Origin of the sequence: Serratia sp. X3, from assembly GCF_014982455.1 — a bacterium.
In the GTDB taxonomy this organism is placed as follows: Bacteria; Pseudomonadota; Gammaproteobacteria; order Enterobacterales; family Enterobacteriaceae; genus Serratia; species Serratia ureilytica.
Genome location: NZ_JADCNB010000001.1, coordinates 1272819 through 1293731, shown reverse-complemented (window position 1 = coordinate 1293731; position 20913 = coordinate 1272819). Strand labels below are relative to the sequence as shown.

The window sequence follows — 20913 nt, the reverse complement described above, 5'->3', positions numbered from 1 at the left end:
ACATTGTCACTTGGTGTGCGCGGTGCCTACGCCCGTTGACGGCAGACGGCCAACACCAACTGCCGCAGCCAGCGGTGCTCCGCTTCAGCGTCCAGGCGCGGGTGCCACATTTGCGAGACGGTAATGGGCGGCGTTTTCACCGGCAGCTCGAACATGCGCAGCGGGCCGTCGCCCGGATGAGCATGCAGAAAGGAGGCGGGCAACAGCGCCAGCAGGTCTGAGGCTTGCGCCACCGCCAGCGCGGCCGGAAAGCTCGGCACCACGGCGGCAATCTGGCGCGTCAGCCCCAGCTCCGCCAACGCGGCGTCTACCGGCCCGAGAATGCGTCCGCTGCGCGAGGCCACCACGTGGCCGCAGGCGGCGTACTCGGCGGCGCCTATCTTGGGCCGCTGCGCCAGCGGGTGCGCGCTTCTCATCACGCCGACGAAGCGGTCGCGAAACAGCGCCTGCAGGCGGATTTCCGGCCCCATTTCGCCCAGCACGCCAATCTCCAGATCGACCAGGCCTTCACGCAGGGGGCGGTCGCTTTTCTCCGGCTTGGGCGCAAAGCGCAACCGCGCCCGTGGCGCCTGTTGCGCAGCGGCGGCGATCAGCGCCGGGCCGAAGGCCTCGACGAAGCCGTCGTTGGCGCGCAGCGTAAAGGTCCGGTCTAGCGTGGCGGGATCCAGCGCGTTCGGCGTCGGACGCAGCAGCGCCCGAGCTTCGAATGCCGCGTTTCGCACCCGTTCGCGCAGCGTTTCGGCATAAGGCGTCAGCACCATATGACGCCCGGCGCGCACCAACAGCGGATCGCCGGTGGCCGTGCGCAGTCGGCTGAGGGTGCGGCTCATCGCCGAGGCGCTTAAACCGAGACGTCGCGCCGCGCCGGCTACGCTGCCCGTCGACAGCAGCGCGTCGAGCGCGGTCAGCAGGTTGAAATCAGGGTCGGTCATGCATTTATCCTGTGGCGCCGGAAATAAGAGAAGGGGTTTGCTGCAGTATATCAGCGTAAGCGCTGCGTCACTTGCTCTCTGATGGGCAATAAAAAAGCCGATAACAAACGTTATCGGCTTTACAGGCAGGGGGACGACGTTACGCCGGCAGCTGTTGCGCGGTTTTCTCGACCAGCGCCAGCAGCAGCTTGATGTCTTCCAGCGTCACGATCGGGTTCAGCAGCGTCATCTTCAGGCAGGTCACGCCATCGAACTCGGTCACGCCGACGTTGGCGCGGCCCGACTCCAGCAAGGCGTCACCGATGCGCTGGTTGAACAGCGCGACCGCCGCGTCGCCTTTCGCCGCCAGCTGAGCCGGACGGTAGCGGAACAGCACGCTGGCCAGCTGCGGCTGCATCACCAGTTCCAGCGATTCCTGGTCGGCGATGTAACGTGCCACCTGTTGCGCCAGCGAGACGCCATGATCGATGATCTCAGCATACTGCTTCTGCCCCAGCGCTTCCAGCCCCATCCACAGCTTCAACGCATCGAAGCGGCGGGTGGTCTGCAGCGATTTGGAGACCAGGTTCGGCACGCCTTGCGCTTCGTCGAATTCGGAGTTCAGGTAGGCAGCCTGATAGCGCATCAGCTCGTAGTGGCGCTCGTCCTTCAGCAGGAAGGCGCCGCAGCTGATGGTCTGGAAGAACTGCTTATGGAAGTCCAGAGTGATGGAGTCCACCAGCTCCAGGCTGTCCAGGTAGTCGCGGTACTGCTCGGAGAGCAGCAGCGCGCCGCCCCAGGCCGCATCCACGTGCACCCAAATTTTCTGCTCCGCCGCCAGCCGCGCGATATCGCGCAGCGGATCGATCGCGCCGGCATCGGTGGTGCCGGCGGTGGCGACGATCGCCATCACCTGCTCGCCGTTAGCCTTGGCCTGCGCCAGTTTTTCCGCCAGATCGTTCACGTCCATGCGGGCGAAGCGATCGGTTTTCACCAGCGTGACGGACTGGTAGCCGAGGCCCATCAGCGCCATGTTCTTCTGCACCGAGAAGTGGGCGTTTTCAGAACAGAACACTTTCAGCTTGCGCAAATCGCCCACCAGACCGTCCTGCTGCACGGAGTGGCCCTGACGCGCGAAGAAGGCATCGCGCGCCAGCATCAGCCCCATCAGGTTGCTCTGGGTGCCGCCGCTGGTGAACACCCCGGCGTCGCCGGGCTGGTAACCGACCTGGGCGCGCAGCCACTCGATCAGCTTCATTTCGATCAGCGTGGCCGACGGGCTCTGATCCCAGGAGTCCATGCTCTGGTTGGTGGCGTTGATCAGCACTTCGGCGGCCTGGCTAATCACCAGGCTCGGGCAGTGCAGGTGCGCCACGCACTGCGGGTGGTGCACCGACAGGCTGTCTTTTAAAAAGTACTCGATGGCGCGTTCGATCGCCGCCTGGTTGCCCAGGCCTTGCGGGGTAAAGTCGAGCTGGATGCGCTCGCGCAGTTCGGCAACGCTTTTGCCCTGATACATCTCGGGCTGTTGCAGCCACTGCACGACGGCTTCACTGCTCTGTGCGATCGCCTGGCGGTAAGCCTCGGCGCTGTGCGCCGAGGAAGCCAGAATCGGGTTTAACTTGGACATCGCGGTCATTCGCTCCAATCAGACTGGCTTGACGCCGGCGGCCAACAGCGCCTGCTCAAATTTATCCAGGAAAATACCCAGCTCATCATTGGTGATCAGCAGCGAAGGCAGCAGACGCAGCACACAGCCATTGCGCCCGCCGCGCTCCAGGATCAAGCCGGATTCGAAGCATTTTTTCTGCAGCAGCGCGGACAGCTCGCCATCGGCCGGGTAGCAGCCCATGTGATCCTGCGCTTCGTTCGGCTTGACGATCTCGATGCCGATCATCAGGCCCAGACCGCGGACGTGGCCGATCACCGGATAACGTTTCTGCAGCTCGGCTAGCTTGCCTTTGAGCCATTCGCCCTGAGCGGCCACTTTGTCGGCGACCTTATGCTCTTTCAGGTACTGCAGGGTGGTCAGGCCGGTGGCCATCGCCAGCTGGTTGCCGCGGAAGGTGCCGGTGTGGTGGCCCGGTTCCCAGGCGTCGAACTCTTTTTTGATGCCCAGCACCGCGAGCGGCAAGCCGCCGCCGACCGCTTTCGACATCACGATGATGTCCGGCTCGATGCCCGCGTGTTCGAAGGCGAACAGCTTGCCCGTACGGGCGAAACCGGCCTGAACTTCGTCGATGATCAGCAGAATGCCGTGTTCCTGGGTCACTTTGCGGATGCGCTGCAGCCACTCGGCCGGCGCCGGGTTAACCCCGCCTTCGCCCTGAACGGCTTCCAGGATCACCGCAGCCGGTTTACGCACGCCGCTTTCCACGTCGTTGATTAGGTTGTCGAAGTAGTAGGTCAGCGCCTTGACGCCGGCTTCACCGCCGATGCCCAGCGGGCAGCGGTATTCATGCGGATAAGGCATGAACTGCACTTCCGGCATCATGCCGTTGATCGCCGCCTTCGGCGACAGGTTGCCGGTGACCGACAGCGCGCCGTGGGTCATGCCGTGGTAGCCGCCGGAGAAGCTGATCACACCGGAACGGCCGGTGTGCTTTTTCGCCAGCTTCAGCGCGGCTTCCACCGCATCGGCGCCGGACGGGCCGCAGAATTGCAGGCAATACTCTTTGCCTTCGCCAGGCAACAGAGAGAGCAGGTAATCGGAGAAACGATCTTTCAACGGGGTCGTGAGATCGAGAGTATGTAACGGCAAGCCGCTGGTAATGACATTTTGGATGCTTTGCAGGACGTCGGGGTGATTATGTCCAAGAGCCAACGTTCCCGCCCCGGCCAGGCAATCAAGATATTGATTATTCTCAACATCAGTGATCCAAACGCCCTGGGCTTTCGCAATTGCCAACGGCAATTTGCGCGGATAACTCCTAACATTCGACTCAAATTCGGCTTGACGCGCCAAATAGGTTTCATTGTTTCCGTTTAATGAGTTTGCAACTAAAGTATCAATACGGACTTTATCCGTCATCATATCTCTCCTACAACCGAAGGTCTCAAGACGCAACGATTGAATTAATGAATTAGAAAAGTAACTGCCTTGTGAAAAGCGCGACCAATATATGGCTTTTTCGCCTGGGACTCAATAGCCGATTTTGTTTTGAATTGTTTAGTTTTTTCTTAGGCTCATCAATATGTTGTTGATTTGTTGACCGTTGGTTTTGCCGGCAAAAAACAACATTTCTTTAACATTGCGTAAAAATCCTTTTCTGCTTTCCTTTAGCTGCTTCTTTAATGCATTTATTATTAAGGTGAATTTCCGATTAATAACATAAATAGAAAATAGCGGCTTATTTTCATCTATTCACCACCTTAAGTCCTATAGCGGTTATATACACAAAATTTGTGATGAATATAAGCAGCCGAGCGTTAAAAGCGCAGTATCCAGAGTGGTGATTTCTTGCAGATTTTACGTAGCGCGATCAAAACAGCGGGATTTTTGTGCGGCGCCGGCGTGTCTGCCGGCGCCGCGGTCATTAACGTTGCCGTAACCAGGCATGATAGCGCCGCAGAGTGCGGCGGGTGCGCCACCGATCGATGAGCAGCGACCACAGCGGGGAGTAACGCACGTTGCGCGTCCGATCGCGGCTCAGAGCGTGCATGCGGCGCTTGATCAGCGCCATGCGGGCGAGCAGCGTCAGCGTTTTGTCGCGCCATTTTACCGGTGCGGGCAGCGCATGAGGGGCTTCACCGGTTTGCCAGCGGCGCGGCAGATCGGGAATTTCCGCCATGGCGGTGGCGATGCCGACCACCGCGACGCCGCTGTTCAGCACCCGTTGCGCCACCGACGGGCGGGCGATGCCGCCGGTGGTCATCACCGGCATGCGCGCTACTGCGGCGAGATCGCGGGCGAAGGCCAGAAAATAGGCTTCGCGCGCCAGGGTGCTGTCGTCTGCGGCTTCCCCCTGCATCGCCGGGCTTTCATAACTCCCGCCCGACAACTCCACCAGATCGACCGGCAGTGTGTTGAGCATCAACAACACCTGTCGGGCCTCGTCCGGCGAAAAGCCGCCGCGCTGAAAATCGGCTGAATTGAGCTTTACCGCCACGCAAAAGTCTGGCGAGACACGCTGGCGCACCGCGCGCACCACCTCCAGCAGCAGACGGGCGCGATTCGCCAGTTCGCCCCCCCAACGATCGCTGCGCTGGTTGGCCAACGGCGACAAAAACTGGGAGATCAGGTAGCCGTGCGCCGCGTGGATCTGCACGCCGGTAAACCCGGCCTTTTCGGCGGCGTGCGCGCTGGCGGCGAAGCGGGCGATCACCTCGGCAATCTGCGCTTCGCTCATGGCCTCCGGCTGCGCGAACGCCTTGCTGTACTTGCCCATCGCCATCGGGATGGCGGAGGGCGCCCAGGCGTTGCCGCCCATATTGGCCATCACCTGACGGCCCGGGTGGCTGAGCTGCATCCAAACCTGCGCGCCTTCCTGGCGCGCGGCCTTGGCCCAGGTTTCGAACGAGGCGAGCGGCGTATCCTGTTCCAGCACCACGCCGCCGGGGCCGGTCATGGCGCGGCCGTCGATCATCACGTTGCCGGTGATGATAAGACCGGCGCCGCCGATACCCCAGTGGCGATACAAGCGCCATAGCGCGGGGCCGGGCAGTTGGCCTTCATCGGCCAAATTTTCTTCCAACGCGGCTTTGGCCAAACGGTTGGTCAGGCGGCTGCCGTTGGGCAGTGTCAGTGGGGTAAACATCGGGTTTGCGCTCCTGTCGCAGGGGGAATGGCACTATACTAGGTTTAAAGTTAACTTTAAGGTCAATAGGGCATGAAGATCGGAGAATTGGCGGAACGGGCCGGCGTGGCCGCCTCGGCGATACGCTACTACGAGCAGCAGGGTCTGCTGCCCAAAGCGGTGCGCGGCGTCAACGGTTATCGGGTGTATAGCGAAAGCGCGCTGGAACGGCTGCATCTGATCCAAATCGGCCAGAATCTGGGGTTCTCGCTGCAGGCGATCCGTGGGGTATTGGCGCTGCAGGGCAGCGCCTATCAGGATGGTCTGATACAAGGCGTCGACAGTCGGCTGGCGGAAATCGAGCGGATGATGGCGACGCTGAACGAGCAGCGTGAGACGTTGATGGCGACGCGGCGCATTCTGTTGGAATCCGGCGTGGCGGGGTTGTGCCAGGTCAAAAATGAAAAGCTGGCCGGCGGGCTGCCGCCCTGCAAGGCTTAGTGGCGTTTAAAGGCGGAGAGCCCGGCCTGTGCGGTGAGCACCTTTCGCCCCGGATGCCGGGCGGGTTCAGTTTTAACCGCCATGTTTCCTATATCATCCGCAGCCGCGCCCACATCCCTTTGGCTTTCCCCATTTAGATAGCGGGAACCGCCTTAATATAATTAACATCCATACCATTTCATTTTGAATTAAAAATAAATCCGGTAAAAAAAAGACATTATAAAAAAAGGCGCTAGAATTTATCTGATACTTATTGCCGTTTAACGAATATATCGTTAAACATCATTCCTGAAAGGAAGTGCAATGAAATCCAAGCAGCCTGTAGCCAATGCACCAAGCGTTAGCGAATTGAGTGCACAAATTGAAGATAACCTTAAATATCAACTTTGTGTGACCTTGCCCACGGCAACTGAAAGCGACGTTTTTAATGCGGTGGCGCTGACCGTTCGTCATTATCAATATGATGACTTTCTAATTTCACAACAAAGACAGCGGGCGGAGAAAAAGAAACGCCTTTATTATTTGTCGATGGAGTTTTTATTAGGCCAGTCATTGCGCAATAACCTGATCAATACCGGCTTGTTGACGAATATGCAGCGTGCGGTCACCGAACTGGGATTCGATTTCGAGCGCATTGTGGACGAGGAACCCGACGCGGCTTTAGGCAATGGCGGTCTGGGGCGTTTGGCCGCCTGTTTCATCGACTCGATGGCCACATTGGATATCGCCGCCTCCGGGCACGGCATCAAATACGAGTATGGGCTTTTCAAACAGGCAATCCACGACGGCAGGCAAATAGAACAGCCGGATGACTGGCACTCTACGCGCTCGCCGTGGCTGGTAGAGCATCATGCCCAACAAATGCTGATCCCGATCGGCGGCCGCGTTGAACATGGCGAAGACGCCGAAGGCAACTATAACCCGATGTGGATGGACTGGCGGATCCTCGTCGGGATCCCGCACGACTATTTCGTTTCCGGTTATCAGGGCTCGGCGACCAATAAGCTGCGCCTTTACAGCGCGCTGGCTTCAGACTCCTTCAATATTCATATCTTCAACCGGGGCGACTATATCAAGGCGGTAAGCGAGAAAATCGCCTCGGAGAACATTTCGAAGATTCTCTATCCGGCCGATGAAGCTCTGACCGGCAAGGAGCTTCGTCTCACGCAGGAGTATTTCCTGGTCGCTTGCACTCTGCGCGATGTGCTGGCCGATTATGCGGGGGAAGAGGCATCTATCACGGCACTGCCGGAGCGGGTGGCGATCCAGCTCAATGACACCCATCCGGCCCTGGCGGTGGCGGAACTGATGCGTCTGTTGGTCGATGAGCACCAACTGCCGTGGGAGCAGGCTTGGGACATCACGCAGCGAACCTGCGCTTTCACCAATCACACGCTGATGCCGGAGGCGCTGGAAACCTGGTCGGTGAGCCTGTTTGAAAAACTGCTGCCGCGTCATCTGCAGATCGTTTATGAGATCAACCGACGTTTTCTGGCGCACGTTGCCGCGCGATGGCCCGATAAGCCGCAGTTATTGCCGTCGCTTTCCCTGTTCGCGGGCGATAACGACAAGAAGATGCGGATGGCTAACCTGGCGATCGTCGGTAGTCATCGGGTTAACGGCGTGGCGAAACTGCATTCGGAGTTGATCAAGAAAAGCCTGGTGCCGGACTTTTATTTTATCTCGCCGGAAAAATTCATTAACCAGACCAACGGCGTAACGCCACGTCGCTGGGTGCAGCAGGCCAACCCGCCGCTGGCGGCGTTTTTGCATCAGCATCTGGGTGACGAATGGCCGACGGATCTGCAGCAGTTGGCGGGGCTCGAGAAATTGGCCGACGATATTGGTGCGATCGACGAGATACGCGCGATAAAACGTGCGAATAAGGGCGCCTTATGTCGATTAATCGCACAGCGTCACGGCATACAACTCGATCCGATGGCGATGTTCGACTGTCAGGTGAAGCGGATCCACGAATATAAACGCCAGCTGTTGAATATTCTGCACGTCATAGACCTTTATCTGGAGATCAAAGAGGGCGGTAAGACTATCGCGCCCAAAGTGCATCTGTTCGCCGGCAAAGCGGCGCCCAGCTATGCGGTGGCCAAGCTGATTATTCAGCTGATAGGCGCCGTGGCGCAGCGCATTAATCGGGACTCTCGCGTCGGCGGCCAGCTGAAAGTGGCTTTCCTCGAAGACTATAAGGTTTCACTGGCCGAACATATCATTCCCGCGACCGACCTGTCCGAGCAGATATCGACCGCCGGCACCGAGGCCTCGGGCACCAGCAACATGAAATTCGCCCTCAATGGCGCACTGACCATCGGCACACTGGATGGAGCGAACATCGAAATCCGCGATGCAGTTGGGCCGGATAATTTCTATCTGTTCGGCGCCACCGCCGAGGAAATCGACGATATCAGACGCCATGGCTATCACGGCGGCGATCATTATCTCAACAACCCGCGCATTGCGCGCGTGGTGGATTCGCTGACTTCGGGCCTGTTCTCGGCCGATAACGAGCTGTTCGCGCCGTTACGCAATATCCTGCTCACCGGCGACTATTTCTGTCATCTTCAGGACTTCGAGAGTTATCGGCTGGCCCAGCAGCGGGCGGCGGCCGATTTCGATGAGCCGGGGCAGTGGCACCGTCGCGCACTGTTGACCATCGCGCGCATGGGCGGTTTTTCCAGCGATCGCACCATTCGCGGCTACGCCAAGGATATTTGGGGGATGAATTACTGACATGACCACCCGTTTATTTCGGCGCCTGTCCCCGCTTGCCGGCTGTTTGTTCAGCGTTTGCGGCTGGGCGGCGGACACCGTGCCTAACCAGCCGGCGGTAAGGGTATTCACCAGCCCCTGGGCGCGTCTGTTTTCGGGCAGCGAGTCATCTTTTTCCACGGCGCTGACCTACAACTCGGATTTGGCTCGTCATCCGGTTTATGTGCCGACGGGACGGGACGCTTCCGAGATCCATGATAAATACAACCAGCGCCTGTTGCTGAGCATGCAGTATTCACCGATGAGCTATTTTTTTGCCAACATGACGGTGCGTGTGCCGCTGCAGGACACCAATAAATACAGCACCGACTTCGTGTACAGCTTTGGTTACGATGACTGGCATCCGGGCACTTTCAGCCTGGTGTACGGCAACTACAGCGAGGATAACCATTTTTATCCCGCTAGCGGCGCCAGACATACCTACTTCGAGCGGGGAGCCTGGACTTTCGCTTATAAATTCAGCTTGCCGGGCAGCCTCGAAAAACACTTGCTGATCAACAAAGAGGACGCGCTGATTTGCCAGGTGGGGTATAGCTATGTCCCGCGTTACTATTCTCTGGCCGACAGCGGCATCAAGCGCAATAAAAGCTCGCTGTTGGCCAGCTGCGGTTACACGCTGCTGCAACACTATTTCCTGCGCGTGTCGTCGTTTTATTATCCCGATAGCCGGCAACAGCAGCCGTGGGATTACGATTACACCTACAGTATCGGCTATGTGTCCAGCTATTTGCCGGGCGCGGTTTCCGTGCATTACGACAACTATTCCGGCACGCGCTACCCGTGGCGCAGCGATGCCAATGCCAATTTTCGTCGCGGGACGATCAACCTGAGCTGGACGCTCCCGTTTTAAGCGAGTGTGACTGTGGAACCGACGGACAAAGACAGCGCGTTCTCTCTGACTATCCTGATCGTCGATGACTCCAGGAGTTACCGACACCTGCTGGGCAGCATGCTGAGCAAATGGGGCTACCGGGTGCTGGAGGCGCAGGACGGCGTACACGCGCTGGCAATGTTGGAGACGCAGAACATCAACGCCGTCATCAGCGATTGGGAAATGCCGCAAATGGACGGTGTGGCGCTGTGCCGTCAAATTCGCCAGCGTGACTTCGGCCATTACATTTATGCCATTTTGGTGACGGCGCGCCAATCGATCGACGATCTGGTGCAGGGGCTGGAGTCCGGCGCTGACGATTTCCTTTCCAAGCCGGTCAATCAGAGCCAGCTGCGCGCCCGGCTGCATGCCGCGGAACGCGTCCTGACGCTGGAAAGCACGCTGGCGGTGCGCAACCAGCGCCTGAGCAGTGCCTACCAACAGATTGAGCAGGATCTGCAGGCCGCCGCGCGATTGCAGCGCAGCGTGTTGCCGTCGGCATCGCTGGCGTTCAGCGGTTATCAGGCGGACTGGATGTTTTTGCCTTCCGCGTACGTTTCCGGCGATCTGCTGAACTATTTTGCGCTCGATAGCCGTCATCTGGCGTTCTATTGTATTGATGTCGCCGGCCATGGCGTCAGCGCGGCGATGCTGTCGCTGGCGGTGGCCAGAGAGTTTCTCACCGGACGGATCGATGAGCGATTGCTGATCGTCGACGGGAACATCGTCGCGCCACATCAGGTGGTCGCTGCGCTCAACCGGCGTTTTTGCCTGGATAACGAAGAGAATCACCAGCTATTTCACGCTCATCTACGGTTTTATCGACACGCAAACCGGGTTGGGCGCGCTCTGTCAGGCCGGGCACCCGACGCCGTTCATTATCCGTCAGGACGGCGAGCTGCGCACCGTCGGCCTCGGCGGCGTGCCCGTAGGGCTGTTTCCACAGTCGGAATATCAGAGCAGCGAGTTTTGCCTGGCGCCCGGCGAACGGCTCTATCTTTACAGCGACGGCATCAGTGAATGTGAGAACCGCGCAGGCGAGCTTTATGGGGAAACGCGGCTGCAGCAGTTGCTGATCGCGCAGCGTAGGCAGCCGCGCTCGGCCGTTTTCCAATGCGTTGAGCGCGAGCTGGTGAGTTGGAGCCAGCCGGAGTCCGACGGGCTCGCAGAGTACGGCCGTTTCTTTAATGACGATATTTCGCTGGTGGCGATAGAGCGCACCGCATAACTCCCGACAACATCGATGAGGAAGACTATGAATTTTGAAATGCACACCGAAAATGACATTGAGATCGTGGTGCCGCTGGTGCGTCGTCTCGACGCCTCCGTCGCGCTGGCGTTCAAGCAACAGGTGCTGGAAGTGATCGAGCGTCATGGCCATCACGTACTGCTCGACTTCAGCCGGGTCGATTTCATCGACAGCAGCTGTTTGGGCGCCCTGGTGTCAATACTCAAAACGTTGAACGGCAAAGGGGAGCTGGTGCTGTGTTCGTTGAACGGCAATATCCAGCATCTGTTCAAACTGACCCGCATGGACCGTATTTTTACCATCGGCGCCACGCGTCAGGACGCGATGAACATCCTCGCCCGCGAATAGTGCGGCGCTTTGCCGGGAGGCCTTGATGGAGACTGCCACCACCGCGCTGCGCCTGGGCGCGACGCTTGAGAACCTCGAGACGTTGAGCCGTGCCCTCCAACGTTTCGTGGCGCCGTTCGCGCTTGATCCCGCGGCGATATATCAGCTGGATTTGGCGGCCAGCGAGGCATTCAGCAACATCGTCCGGCACGGCGTCGATTACGACGCTCGGCAAGCGATTGAGGTGACTATGTCACTTTCTTCCGGCGCAATCACTCTCACGCTCATCGACACGGGGCGCCCGATACCGGCGGACATTCTGCAGGCGGTGACGGATAAGCAACGGTCGTTCCCCGAGCCCGGCGCCCTGGAAAATTGGCCAGAAAGCGGAATCGGATTGATACTGATTTATTCCATGATGGACAAAGTTCGTTACCGTACCGCCGACGGACGCAACGAGCTGATTCTGACTAAAAATACGATGGGCGAGCGAACCTGAAAGGCGGGACGCGCCCGTTGGAGACGCTACAGGAGTCAACATGCTCGAGCCATGCTTCCCCGAAAACGAAGCCGAACGCCTGTCGGTATTGAATTCGCTGAACGTGCTGGATTCGAACTCAGTAGAAAAGCTGGATCGCATCACGCGGCTGGCCGCGAAATATTTCGGCGTCAGCATTGCGCTGGTGTCACTGATCGACCGCGATCGTCAATGGTTTTTATCGCGCTATGGCCTGGATGTCCGGGAAACGCCGCGCAACATCTCGTTCTGCGGCCATGCCATCCTGCAACGCGAAGCGCTGGTGGTGCCCGATACCGCGCAGGATCCGCGCTTTTTCGATAACCCACTGGTGGTCGGCGGCCCGCGCATCGGCTTCTACGTCGGGCAACAGCTGCTGTCGCTCGACGGATTGCCGCTCGGCACGCTATGCATTATCGACAGTCACCCGCAGCCGTTTCCTCAAGATAAACTGGCCGACCTGCGTGACTTCGCCGCGGTGGTGGAAGAGTATCTGCAGAGCATCGAACGCAACGTCTATACCGAAAACCTGAAATCCGATCTGCAGCGCACGGAGGCGTTATTCGAACAGACTTTCTCTCAGGCGGCGGTGGGCATGGCGCTGGTTTCGCTGCAGGGGTATTGGCTGCGGGTCAATCCGCGCATCTGCGAAATGCTGCAATACTCCGAGCGCGAGCTGATGGATCGCACCTTTCAGGACATTACCTATCCGCTCGATCTCGACACCGATCTGGAAAAACTGCAGCAGTTGCTGAGAAACGAGATCGACACCTACTCGCTGGAGAAACGCTATTTCCGCGCCGATGGCACGATCGTATGGGTGGAACTGACGGTGGCGCTCAATCGGCTGCCGAACGGCAAGCCGGATCATTTCATCTCGGTCATCGTCGACATCAGCGAGCGCAAGGCGGCGGAGGCCGACCTGTATGCCTTGCAGCATGAGCTGGAAGAACGCGTCGAAATTCGTACGCATGAGCTTAACGCAGTGGTCAAACAGCTTAACGAAGAGATAGAAACCCGGGTGCTCGCTGAATCTCAGCTCAGTGCGGAAAAAGAACGCCTGCGCGCCATTACCGACAATATGCCGGCGTTAATCAGCCAAATCGACGCCAATGAACGCTACCTGTTCGCCAATAGCGCCTATAAGACCTGGTTTGGTCTGGAAGAGGCCAGCCTGCAGGGCATGACGGTGCGCGAGTTCATGGGGGAAAGCGTGTATCAAATGGCCCGGCCGATGATCGCGCGGGCTTTGGCGGGCGAAATGGTCAGCTTCGAAAACGAATTGCAGACCCAGCAGGGGCTGCTGATGATCCACACCACGCTGGTGCCGTGCGAGGCTCAGGGCTTTTACATTCTCTCCATGGATATCACCGAGTTGAAGCGGCTGCAGCAACGATTGGAATATGACGCCACGCACGACATGCTGACCGGGTTGACTAACCGACGCGCATTTCTGCGCCGGTTGTCGGGCACGTTGCAAGTCTGCTGTCATCAGCGGCAGATGGCCCTGTTGTTCATCGATCTCGATGGTTTTAAGGGCATGAACGACAGTTACGGCCATGACTTCGGCGATCTGATCCTGAAGACGTTCGCCAACTTGCTCAGCGCTTGCGCCGACGAAAGGCACAGCGTCTCGCGCCTGGCCGGCGACGAGTTCACGGTGATCCTGTGGCCGCTGACAGCGCCGCGGCCTGAGGTCAGCGCGTTTTGCGAAAAGGTGTTGGCGGAGCTGGCCGGTATTTCGCAGATCGGTCAGCAGAAGGTCTGCCTGTCCGCCAGCATTGGCGCCGCTATCTCTGCGAGTGGGGACGTGACGCCGGAAATGCTGCTGGCCAGCGCCGACGGCGCGATGTATCAGGCGAAAACCGCCGGCAAAGGCACTTACGCCATCTGTGAGCTGTGAGCCAATGTTACGACATCTCAGTAAGAACGAAGACGAGCGCCTGGCGGCCATCGATGCGCTGGCGGGGTTGGGCGCCGGCCATGACGACGCGATCCATCAGGTGCTGACGATCACTCGCAAGCTGTTACAGGCCGAGGGCTGCCTCATTTACCTGCACGGAACGCGCAAGATTTGGATCCGCGAGCACATTGACGTCGGGTTCGAGGAGATCGACTTCGTCAGCCCCTTGTTCAATTTCGTTCGTCTGAGCGGCGAGGCGTTGATTTGTCCGGACACCCATGCGGATGAACGCTTTGTCTCGGATCCCATGGTCAACGGCGCCGCGGCGATCCGCCACTGCGCCGCCATCCCGCTGTGCACCCGCGAAGGCTATACGATCGGCGCGTTCTGCCTCGTGGGTTCGCAGCCAAAGCATCTGACTCGCCGTCAGGTCGAACTGCTGCGCAGCATGGCCACCATCGTCGGCGAGCTGATTGAAGCGCAGAGTGAGATCGGCCTGGTCGATGCCATCACTCGCTTGCCCAATCGGCAGCGGCTGATGGGTGAACTCGGCAATTTACCGGACGCGGGCAAATACGCGTTATTGCTGTTCGATACGATAGATATCCAATACGCCTACGAGATGGCGCGTTCTTTCGGCCTGTCTACGGTAGAGTTACTGCTGGGGAATATCAGCCATTTCCTGAAAGAGACGTTTCTCAGTGAGCGCATGCTGTACAGCATCGCGCCTGGACGTTTCGCCGTCATTATCGAGGCGCAGCACATGCCGCAGGCGAAGCGCGATCTGTTGCGTTGCGCCGACCGTTTGCATCACGAAGTGAGAGGCGCCGTGCCGCTGCGCCTGGAACTTAATGCCGGTTATGCGTTATTTTCCGCGCCGCATGCCGATCCTCCCGAGATTTTGCGCCAGGCGACCAGCGCGCTGCATGATTCGATCGACGAGGGGCGAGCCGTCTCCCTCTACAGCGAGCCGAAGGATGCGGTGCGCAAGCATAATTTCAATATTTTTAATGAGTTGGCGCAGAGTCTGAAGGAAAATAATCGCGGGCTATTTTTGGAGTACCAACCGCAGATTGATTTGGCGAGCGGCAGGATCGTCGGCGCGGAAGCATTGCTGCGTTGGCGGCATGAAAGTTGGGGGGCGATCCCGACGGGGGAGTTCATTCCGCTGGTGGAAAATACCTCGCTGATCAAACCGTTGACCGAGTTTGTCATCGCGCAGTCGATTGAACAGTTGTTGTTGATGCGTGAAGCGGGGATCGCGTTTCCCATCTCGATCAACGTGACGGCCGGCAATCTGGCCGAGCGGCACTTTGCGGCGCGGTTGAATGAAGCCATCACCCGGCGCGGGCTGCAGGCGGGGGACATTGAGATAGAGTGCCTGGAGTCGCAACGCATTCAGGAAAGCAGCGCGGCGTTGGCCTGTCTGCATGCGCTCAAGGCCAACGGGCATCGCATCGCGCTGGATGATTTCGGCGCCGGCTACAGCAATTTAAACTATCTGCGCCATATCCCCGCCGACGTCGTCAAACTGGACGCCTCCCTGATAAGACTGCTGAAGAGCGATGCGGACAGCCGCATCATCGTGCAAAGCATCATCGATATGCTGCATAAACTCAACTATGAAGTCCTGGCGGAAGGGGTGGAGGACCTGGAGTCGCTCCACTATCTGACCGAGTATCGGTGCGATGTCGTACAGGGCTTCTATTTTTCACCGGCGGTGACGTTGGAAAAGCTGTGCGCGCTCGTCGACATTCACGGGCAGCAGCGGCGAAATGCCTGAGGCAACGCCGCTCATGGCGCGCCAACCGGAAATCGCCGACGATTCTCACCCAGGCGCAGGCCATGACTGTCCGTCAATTCCGTCACCACCTGCAGAGGCAGCGTCGAGCGCGGCGTGAGGTTGAGCTCCTTCAATTTACGGCCGCTGTCCGCCGGCAGGTCGAGCATCGTCTCGCCGCGAGCCAGTTCGTGCTCTCCCTGCGTCACTCGCCAACGCAGCGTGGCGGCGGGGTAATCTTGCCAGCGATCGTTGATCGCCCACAGGCCTATCTTGCCGCTTTCTCCCGTTCGCCAGTTGAGCGAGATAGGCTCAATGGAGGGCAGTACCGGCTGATAGGCGCGTTGCAAGGCGTAGTAACCCGTTTTGGGATGGCGCTGATAGTCGATGACCGCCCAGTTGATCGAAGGCCAGGTCTCGCTGAACATGAACTGGAACAGGGCGGCGACCGGCTGATAGCGTTGACGCCGATAGCTTTCCGCCGCCAGCTGAATGCCTTCCGCCTGATAGCGCTGGGTGTTGGCGATAAAACTCTCGATCGTGGCGCCGCGCGACAGCTTGGCCAGCCCGAAAGCCTGCTCGGGCTGGAAATTGTGATACTGCCAAACCTTCCAGCCCGGGTCGTCAGGCGAGGTGCTGGCGGGCCACAGGTGCGCCGCCGGAATGATAGTGCGCAACGTGGCGAGACGAGGCAGCGCCTGCGCGCCAAATTCGCTGATGATCGGACTGGTCGCCGGCTTGAGAAAATCGGCAATCGTGCCGAAATACCAGCCCTGCCAATAATGCTCCGCCACGGTAGACCAACGGTGCACGATGCGGCTGCGATCTTCGCTCAGTGCGTCCGCCACGCGGTGCGCCAACCGACGGTTGAGCGTGGGCGTCCAGTCGGTAAACCGCTGTTTCATCCACGGCGCGTCGAAAGGCGGCTCATTTTGCCCGGCCCACACGATCACCGAAGGGTGGTTGCCCCGTTGTTTCAGCAGGTCGCCGGCCTGGCGCGCCGCTTCGGCGGCGAAGGCTTCGCTGTCGTCATACCCCCATTGCAGCGGCATGTCTTGCCACAACAACATGCCCAGCGCGTCGGCCTCGCGATACAATGCCCGGCCGGCCACGTGCCCATGCACCCGCACCGCGTTGATGTTCGCCGCGCGCATCAGCAGCAGATCCCGGCGATAAAGCGCGGCGGTCATGCTGCCGAGCCACGGTGAACCGATATAGTTGGTGCCGCGAATAAACAGGCGGCGGCCATTGATCGTCCAGCCGTGGCCTGAGGCCAGCTCACGGACTTCTCTCAAGCCGGTCTGTGCGGTGCGCCGATCCAATATTCCTTCGGCATCGGACAGCGTTGCCTCGATGCGATACAGATTTTGCGCCCCATGGCCGTACGGCCACCAGAGCGCGGCGCCCGGCATCGGCAGCGAAACGGCGAGCGGCGCGCCGCCGGTCAACACCACGCGGCGGGAAAGGTGATAGCTTTTGCCGGTGAAGTTAAGCGGCGTCAGGCGCAGTGTCAGGCGCGCTTTTCTTGGCCGATTGACCCGATAATCGAGGCGGATGTCCAGCGCCGGCTTCTCCAGTCCCTGGCGCCAATCGGGCAGCGCCGTGAGGTTGTCGATCGCTGCGCCGCGGCTGAGGCGAAGCGTGACGGGTTGCCAAATGCCGCCTGAATTGGCGTCCTGGCCCTGCGGCGACCAGGCGCCGCCGGGGCGGGTATCGTGCTGCGACAGCACGCCTTTAATCGCGCGCTTGTGCAAGGGCCAAACGCTGCCGGGACGCTCGAATGGGCTGTCCACCCTGACCAGCAGGTGGTTTTCGCGGCGAGCCGCCTGGGTTACATCGAACTGGAAACGTTGAAAATAGCCCTGATGCTGGCCGACAAAGCGTTGGTTGAGCCATACGTCAGCGCGATAATCGACGCCGTCGAAAGTGAGCGTAGCCAACCGATCTCGGGTGAGATGCGGCAGAGTGAATGTCGTGCGGTACCACAGCGCGCCTTGATGATCGACGCCGTCGCTGTACCAGTTCGCCGGTACTCGCAAGGGGTGCCAGTTCGGCGTCAGGCGCTGCCGGTCGTCATGGGGCGGGTTGGCGTTCTGGTATTGCCAGATGCCGTCGAGAGAAACGCTGCGCGGCGTCTGGGCAAGGGGGCTTGACGCGCAAACCAACAGCCCCAGCGAGAGCCAGATTCTTGTCTTCATGTTGCCTCCACGATGGCGAGCAGCGCGTCGCGTAACTGCCGGCTCAGCGGCGCCAACTGCGACTGCAGTGGGGGTATCGACGCGAGATCGCGGGCGCCGGCGGCCTGCTCAATGGCTTGCAGACAGGGCGCCAGCGTCGAACCGGCAAAGTGCAGCGTTTCTCCTTTGAGGCGATGCGCACAGCGTTTGATCTCGTCGCATGCCTGATCGTCGATCGCCGTTTGCAGGGCTTGCAGCAGCCCAGGCAGTTCGTCGATAAACATCGTCGCCAGTTCGTTGAACAGGGCCGGATCGTTGTCCAACTGCGCAAGCGCGAGCGGATAGTCGAAGGCGGCTTCCGGCGCGGGCGCCGCGGCGACGACCTGCGTAATTTCTTCGGCCAGTTTGTCCAGCAGGATAGGCTTGGCGATATAGCCGTCAAAGCCGAGCTGCAGGCATTTCTCTCTGTCGCCTTTCATGGCGTGAGCAGTCATGGCGATGATCCGCTGTGTCGGTTCGCCCGGCGGTTGCCGCCGCTCCGCCTGACGAATCGCCTGCACCGCTTCGATGCCGCCCATCTCCGGCATCTGCAAATCCATTAAAATGACGTCGTAGCGCGCGGTTTTCAGCCGAGCCAGCGCCTCGACGCCGTTGCCGGCCAGCTCGGCGCTGTGCCCCAGCTTGCCGATAAAGCTGAGCGCCAGCTTTTGGTTGACCGGATTATCTTCGGCGATCAGCAAATGATAATGGGGCGACTTGGCGCTCACCGCCGGCGTGCGGGCAACTGGCGCGATGAGGGCCGTTTTCGGCAGCATCGGCACCAGCGCTTGTTCCATGGCGGCAAACAGTTCCCCGGCGTCGATGGGTTTGGTCAGGAAAAAGGAAACGCCCACTTTTTGCAGCACCGCCTTGTCGATACGGCTTCCCGTCGAGCTCAGCATGATCAGCGTGCAGTGCCGCAACGACGGGGTGGACATGATTTCCAGCGCCAGCGCCATGCCGTCCATTTCCGGCATTTGCGCATCCAGTAGCACCAGCGGGAAGGGCGCGCGGCTGTTCATCAGCGCCAGCGCCTCTTTCCCCGAACCGACGGTGACGGGCTTCAGGCCCATATTGCGCAGCAGATCGGACAGCAGCCGCAGGTTGGTGGCATTGTCGTCCACCACCAGCACCTCGATGCCCGCCAGCGTCTGCGACCAGCCGACGCTTTCTCTGCGCGCGCCTGACAACACCGGCAGTGAAAAATAGAAACAGCTGCCGCGTCCGGCGTCGCTGTCTACCTGCAATTCTCCCCCCATCATCGCGACCAGCCTGGCGGAGATCGTCAGCCCGAGACCGGTGCCGCCGTATTTTCTCGTCGTCGAGTTATCCGCCTGGCTGAACGATTCGAAAATGACTTTCTGCTTGTCTTTAGCGATGCCGATACCGCTGTCGCGGATGCTGAACAACAAACGGTGCGCATCGTTGACCACCGGTTCGATACGCAGCACCACTTCGCCTGCAGGCGTAAATTTGAGCGCATTGCCAATCAGGTTGGTCAAAACCTGGCGCAACCGCAGCGGATCGCCAAAGATCTTGTCGGCGACGTCAGGGTGGATATCCACCAGCAGCTCGACGTTTTTTTCGGAGAACTTGGGCGTCAGCGGGCGGGTGATCTCCTGCACCAACGGCCGCAGAGAGAAGTCCTCCGGATCCAGGCTGATCTTGCCCGCTTCGATTTTGGAGAAGTCCAAAATATCATCGATAATTTTCAACAGCGCGCGCGCGGAACTGTAAGCCATTGAGATGTAGTCGCGCTGTTCATGATTCAACTCGGTCTCAAGACAGAGTTGGGTCATGCCGAGAATGCCGTTCATGGGCGTGCGAATTTCGTGGCTCATATTGGCGAGAAATTCACTTTTCGCCAGGCTGGCCGCTTTGGCCATCTCAACCGATTGGCGGGATGAGGCTTCCGCTTCTTTGTATTCCGTAATGTCCTGCAGGGTGCCGATCGCCCGTTGTACTTCGCCTTTAAGGCCTTGTTGCACGATCTGGCCCTGCAGCGATACCCAACCGTACCGCTCGTCTGCGCGCTGCACTTTCACTTCGCAGGCGAAAATCGGCAAGATAGCCTGGTTCGCCTGAAGGATACACTGAGTGAAATGCGCCAGATCGTCGGCCGGAAAGGCCTGCGCCCACAGTGAGCCGGAAAGCGTCGAATGCGTGCGAGGAATTTCCAGCAATAGCAGTAACGCGTCGTTGACCTGCAATTCGTCGGTCGCCAAATCCCACTCCCAAATGCCGATGCGCGAGGTTTCCGCCGCCAGGATAAAATCGCTGTGCAGCCGCTGTTCGGCCTTGATGACGTCGGCATAGCGGCTGATATCGGTGTGGGAGCTGATCACGCCGCCTTCCGGCGTTCGCTGGTGCTGGATATACAGGGTGCGATCGGTTATCCGTCTCACCTCGTAATGGTCTGGCCGGCGGTAGTTGGCCAGTAAAGAAGCCGCCATGCGCTTTTGGGCTTCGTCATGCAGCGCCGGATAGCTGATATCGATCATCTTGCGCAAGACGTCGGCGAGCGTAAGCCCGACGCTCAGCCAAGGTTCCAGCCCCGGATAATAGTCGTTCACGCGCCGGTTCCAGTAGACCAACCGCTCTTCGGCGTCATAAATGGCCAGCGCGATAGGCGGTGCGTTGAGCGCGGAAAGCAGCGTCGGCTTGTTCATCCCGGTAGCCCCGACTGCGCGGCGGGATTGTGATGCAATTCGGCCTGACGCCGCATGAACTCGAGCCCCGGCGCCAGCACGATGGCCCACGCGGTCAGGATCTCTTCATCGCATTCAGGATCGAGGTCCCGCACGGTTTGCAGCACGGCTTTGCGCCACAGCGCATAAATCGACGGCGGCAGGTTGAGGCCCTGCGGGCTGCCTTCCTGCGTTACCTGTACCAGGTAATCCGCCACGATATGCGTGTTGGCGACCGAGAGCATGTAGAAAAAGGTTTTATAGATGATTTTCTGCTTTTCCAGCCGCTGGGCGATGCTGCCCGGTGAATTGAGATCCTCGGTGCTGCCGATAAACAACGCGTAGAAATGGGCGAAGAACCGATCGCCTTTATCGCCCTGAGTGATGCGGCTGTAGCTGTTATTGAACAGCTCTTCATAGTTAATCCCCAT

14 protein-coding genes and 1 pseudogene are annotated in these 20913 nt (G+C 59.4%); 8 read left to right on the top strand and 7 right to left on the bottom strand.

All coding sequences use genetic code 11. The features are described 5' to 3' along the window. Positions 1–26: 26 nt before the first annotated feature. From IMX17_RS05980 to IMX17_RS05965, 4 genes are all read right to left on the bottom strand, one after another. Positions 27–932 carry a LysR family transcriptional regulator gene (locus IMX17_RS05980; protein ID WP_182264471.1) on the bottom strand — a complete coding sequence of 302 codons (906 nt, stop codon included), beginning with the start codon at positions 930–932 and terminating at the stop codon, positions 27–29. 139 nt (positions 933–1071) lie between these two features. Further along, positions 1072–2541, bottom strand: coding sequence for an aspartate aminotransferase family protein (locus tag IMX17_RS05975; protein ID WP_193549456.1), 1470 nt, complete (start codon positions 2539–2541; stop codon positions 1072–1074). 18 nt (positions 2542–2559) lie between these two features. Further along, a complete protein-coding gene (locus IMX17_RS05970) occupies positions 2560–3942 on the bottom strand; it encodes a diaminobutyrate--2-oxoglutarate transaminase (RefSeq protein ID WP_004937838.1) in 1383 nt (460 codons plus the stop codon). Between the two features lie 505 nt (positions 3943–4447). Continuing rightward, positions 4448–5668: an NADH:flavin oxidoreductase/NADH oxidase family protein gene (locus tag IMX17_RS05965; protein ID WP_193549455.1), complete on the bottom strand. Its 1221-nt coding sequence runs from the start codon at positions 5666–5668 to the stop codon at positions 4448–4450. A 72-nt stretch (positions 5669–5740) separates the two neighbouring features. Between IMX17_RS05965 and IMX17_RS05960 the strand changes: the two genes are divergently transcribed. From IMX17_RS05960 to IMX17_RS05925, 8 genes and pseudogenes are all read left to right on the top strand, one after another. Further along, a complete protein-coding gene (locus tag IMX17_RS05960; protein WP_193549454.1) occupies positions 5741–6148 on the top strand; it encodes a MerR family transcriptional regulator in 408 nt (135 codons plus the stop codon). 303 nt (positions 6149–6451) lie between these two features. Beyond that, positions 6452–8893: a glycogen/starch/alpha-glucan phosphorylase gene (locus IMX17_RS05955; protein ID WP_193549453.1), complete on the top strand. Its 2442-nt coding sequence runs from the start codon at positions 6452–6454 to the stop codon at positions 8891–8893. 1 nt (position 8894) lies between these two features. Continuing rightward, positions 8895–9782, top strand: coding sequence for a hypothetical protein (locus tag IMX17_RS05950; protein ID WP_227414466.1), 888 nt, complete (start codon positions 8895–8897; stop codon positions 9780–9782). A 99-nt stretch (positions 9783–9881) separates the two neighbouring features. Next, positions 9882–11031, top strand: a pseudogene (locus tag IMX17_RS25435) (PP2C family protein-serine/threonine phosphatase). Between the two features lie 27 nt (positions 11032–11058). Further along, positions 11059–11400, top strand: coding sequence for an STAS domain-containing protein (locus tag IMX17_RS05940; RefSeq protein WP_089194747.1), 342 nt, complete (start codon positions 11059–11061; stop codon positions 11398–11400). 25 nt (positions 11401–11425) lie between these two features. Continuing rightward, positions 11426–11878 carry an ATP-binding protein gene (locus tag IMX17_RS05935; RefSeq protein ID WP_193549452.1) on the top strand — a complete coding sequence of 151 codons (453 nt, stop codon included), beginning with the start codon at positions 11426–11428 and terminating at the stop codon, positions 11876–11878. Positions 11879–11918: 40 nt separating this feature from the next. Next, positions 11919–13799 carry a diguanylate cyclase domain-containing protein gene (locus IMX17_RS05930; RefSeq protein WP_046898357.1) on the top strand — a complete coding sequence of 627 codons (1881 nt, stop codon included), beginning with the start codon at positions 11919–11921 and terminating at the stop codon, positions 13797–13799. A 4-nt stretch (positions 13800–13803) separates the two neighbouring features. Further along, a complete protein-coding gene (locus tag IMX17_RS05925; protein ID WP_182264468.1) occupies positions 13804–15582 on the top strand; it encodes a sensor domain-containing phosphodiesterase in 1779 nt (592 codons plus the stop codon). 11 nt (positions 15583–15593) lie between these two features. Here IMX17_RS05925 and IMX17_RS05920 read toward each other — a convergent pair whose 3' ends face one another. Genes IMX17_RS05920 through IMX17_RS05910 form a run of 3 tightly spaced genes read right to left on the bottom strand, consistent with a single transcriptional unit; the run spans position 15594 to position 20913 of the window. Then, on the bottom strand, positions 15594–17777 hold the full coding sequence (locus IMX17_RS05920; protein ID WP_052759957.1) for a glycoside hydrolase family 2 protein: 2184 nt from the start codon (positions 17775–17777) through the stop codon (positions 15594–15596). Beyond that, entirely contained in the window at positions 17774–20464 is a 2691-nt protein-coding gene (locus tag IMX17_RS05915) for a response regulator (protein WP_046898355.1), read from the bottom strand. Before IMX17_RS05915 ends, IMX17_RS05920 begins: the two co-directional genes overlap by 4 nt. Further along, the gene (locus IMX17_RS05910) at positions 20461–20913 is read right to left on the bottom strand and encodes a hypothetical protein (RefSeq protein WP_046898354.1); all 453 of its coding nucleotides are present in this window, start codon (positions 20911–20913) and stop codon (positions 20461–20463) included. Before IMX17_RS05910 ends, IMX17_RS05915 begins: the two co-directional genes overlap by 4 nt.